3 protein-coding genes are annotated in these 3,268 nt (G+C 43.0%); all 3 read right to left on the bottom strand.

The features are described from left to right. On the bottom strand, positions 1 to 2,608 hold a 2,608-nt coding region (locus Q0212_RS00355), incomplete at its 3' end, for a hypothetical protein (RefSeq protein WP_297920608.1). A gap of 44 nt (positions 2,609 to 2,652) precedes the next feature. Then, complete coding sequence (locus tag Q0212_RS00350) at positions 2,653 to 2,949, bottom strand: helix-turn-helix domain-containing protein (RefSeq protein ID WP_297920606.1); 297 nt, start codon at positions 2,947 to 2,949, stop codon at positions 2,653 to 2,655. Continuing rightward, a complete protein-coding gene (locus tag Q0212_RS00345; protein ID WP_297920604.1) occupies positions 2,949 to 3,170 on the bottom strand; it encodes a helix-turn-helix domain-containing protein in 222 nt (73 codons plus the stop codon). Before Q0212_RS00345 ends, Q0212_RS00350 begins: the two co-directional genes overlap by 1 nt. Positions 3,171 to 3,268 lie beyond the last annotated feature (98 nt).

The raw sequence follows: 3,268 nt of genomic DNA, 5'->3' as shown, positions 1-3,268 counted from the left end.
GATTTTTTAAGCTGTAAAAATCAGTGATTCGCTTTTCTGGGGTGGTGTCGCCTAATCTTTGGCGGAATGGTAACCATGTATAAATCTGTATCTCTTTAACGTACCTTACGCGGCGTATCATTTGTAAAACGTCTTGAGGTACTACGCTCGAACCGTCTGTCACCAAAAAAACATCGTCGAAGTGATGCCCGTCTCTATGCTCGATTGAGATACCGCAACTAATAACAGGACTTGCGATAACGTAGTCATAATCTAAAGACGCTCTATCCGCACTCTTTAAAAACTCCCTTTTTTGTGCCGTTGGCGTTTTCGCGTGAATAAATGCACCACGCCCACACCCTCGCAAGGCTTGCGCTATCAAGCGTCCTGCTTTAACTGTCCCTACGCTTATCCATACTCTTTTACCCTCTTTTAAGCGTGCCTTAATCGCGGTTATGGCTGCTTGTTCACCTTGCAATTGTTGATTAGCAAAATGAACATTGACGGCGATACCATCACCCGATTTTTTGCTAGTCTCTACGATGTGTATTTTCTCATTGCCTAAGATAGATTCTAGCCATTCAATCAATTCATCATTCGCGCCTGCATCACACAAGACAACTTTAGGGGCTGTTTGAATCGTTTTAACCAATAAATCATAAACATCTTGGGCGGTTGAATCTCTAGCGGTAGAAGTCTCTTTGTTATAAATCCCCACAAGCGCGCGTATCTTTTGCGCGGCCTCGTCTATGAATAAAGTATCGCAAGACTCATACACGGTACGAATATAAGGCGAGGCAATAGAATGAACGCACGAACCAAAAAAGTTATAAATCTTCTTTTTATCGGCTGCACTCGAGTTCAATAACTCGCCTACGTTTTTATAATGCGTTAATCCTAGAACCCTGCACAATTCGTCAACCAATGCACTCCGATGTGTCAACGCTGCAAAACGCTGTCCGTTTTTTTTGGCTAAATCACACAATCCTTTACCTAAAATCCTTGTTTTGCCCTCACCCATTGCCACACGAACAACCATTACGCGCGCGGTGTTTAGCGGTATAGCGTTCGCTATTTTATCTATTTTTTGATAAATATGGCGCGCCTTAACGTCCTCACTTATCACGATACTTTTTTGAGCTTTGCGTTTTATATATTCGCTTGTTTGTCGCCCCCACTCGACACACGCGGCGAATGTTAAAGGGTGAATCTTATCGCCTAAAGTCTCTTTTAAGCGTTTGATAGATTCATCAAAACTGTACCTAAAAGGGCTGTTATTAGCGATTATGTTCACGGTGTACGCGGTCATGCTGATAATGACTAAAGGTTCGTCTGTTGTTTGAATCGCGCTTATACAATCCTCAAACTTCTTGAGGTGTTCTTTTAGGTTTCTTAATGCTGCCCAGATAGATTGAGCATCAACAACTAAAGGCTTATCTGATTTGTTTATCTGCTCTGGAATGTCTTTAACTTCATTTAATAGCGAATAATCTAACGGGTTATAGTCTGTTTGTTTTCGTTTTACATTCTCTAAAAAGCGTTCGTAAGTGATACCGATAGATAACGCGGCCTCTTTGAGCTGTCGCAACATCTCGTTTTCATCAAGCGCGCCAGTGTACACGTAAGAGTATAAATAATATAAAACGCGGTTTAGTGTGTTGTGTCGTGAACCTTTCCCAACGGCTCTTAGGTCTCGCACGCTACGCTCTAGCGCGTTTAAAGCAATGGTCTGTTGAAACGTACTCGCAAACGCACCCGACACGTTAGCGGCGTTAATTGCCTGTTGTGTCTTGGGACAAAGTTCCTTGTGCTTTTTGGTGTTTTTGATGTGCGATAAATCAACGGTAGAGACAATCGGAACATCTAACGGCGCGCCTTGTACAATGCCTAAACGCTGTTTGCATGGGTCGGTATATTCGCAATAAGTTAAAACAGGATTACTTGTGTAATGCGCCTGCACTGGGTCAAACAAACTTAAATCGGTCATGCCCTCTGTGATGTGTTGTTGCGCCCATGCTTTTAATTCTTTAGATGTACGCGGCGCGGTCAATAGTACCCACACATGGGCGCGTAATTGTTTAGGGTCTTTGCTTGGGTGTCCTGCACTCCCTGACAACTGCCAAACATAGCCCACACCTTTAAAACAAGAGGGTAAACATTTTTCAACGTACCAAGCAATGGCCTGTTGTGGCTCTGTCCTCATGTCGTGCGGCGTTGAAATATCATCAGCATCAAAGCACGCCCACGCCCTCGCAACATCGTGAAAATGAGGGGCAATCTTTTTATTATTTTCTATCTTTTCTAAATTACGGCGATAAACAAAACCATGCTTATTATAAAACGCCTCACCAACGGGCGTTAAAGCCCCTCTAATCACGCAAGAATTATGGTTCTGAGCTAACTCACTAAGCGCGTTATAAAGCGCGTCTAGGGTCGGTATTGAGTGTTTAGTGTGTGTGTGTTTTTTTACGTTAGCTAATGCGCCCGTGTTGTCTTTACTCCACGCCTTAGCAAATGAAAAGCTATTCTGTGTCGCTCTATATCGCGTTAAAACGGTTAATTCATAGGGCGAATGTGCTATAATGTGAGGGCTTGTTAAGGTTGTACTGGGGGCTAAAACATCGTCCAATGTTAGCCCCTCGCACCTTTTAAGGTTATCAAGTATCAGGGTCATTATGCTGCCCTCGCTAGTGGTAAAATTTGTAAAACATAATTAGCAATAAAGTGACTAGCTCCACACGGGGCAACGTGTCGCACTCTCGAAGATATAATCAACCAACCTTGTTCTTTTAATTCTTTTATGCGTCCAGAGGGGTGCATGATGTCTAAATAATCACGCGCTTCGATTGTCGTGATATTGCCTAAGTACGTTAAGGCTAAAGAAAGTCTTTGCTGTTGGCTCTGTGTCGAGACGCTTTGATGTTCTTTAAGGATATGGCCAAGAATGGCTACGCGGTGGGGAATAGTCATTACGCGGCCTCCTTGCTTACGTCTAAGCGTGTTTCTATCCACGCTTCAACATCAGCGCGGTTGAACGCGATACGGTCACCCAATAGACGTATAACTTGAGGGAATCGGCCTAAACGAGAATATTTAAGAATGGTCGAACGTGGGCAATGTGTCGCTTTGACTGCTTCGGGCAATGTGATAAAGGGCGATTTGATTGCGGCTTGTGAATCTGCTTTTTTCATAATGTACTTACTCAATTTAGAAGTAAGCACTCATGCGCTAAGGTGGGACTAAGCTAAAAAACGATTAAAAAATGACTAATCAAAAAAAATTTTACAAT

The organism is uncultured Agitococcus sp. (assembly GCF_937920075.1).
Lineage (GTDB): Bacteria > Pseudomonadota > Gammaproteobacteria > Pseudomonadales > Moraxellaceae > Agitococcus.
Note: the sequence above shows the minus strand (reverse complement) of the source record. Positions and strands in the feature narration are given on the sequence as shown.

What these genes read in the sequence shown, in the direction of transcription:
- Q0212_RS00350 (WP_297920606.1), bottom strand. Translation starts at nt 2,949, where the DNA reads ATGACTATTCCCCACCGCGTAGCCATTCTTGGCCATATCCTTAAAGAA.
- Q0212_RS00345 (WP_297920604.1), bottom strand. Translation starts at nt 3,170, where the DNA reads ATGAAAAAAGCAGATTCACAAGCCGCAATCAAATCGCCCTTTATCACA.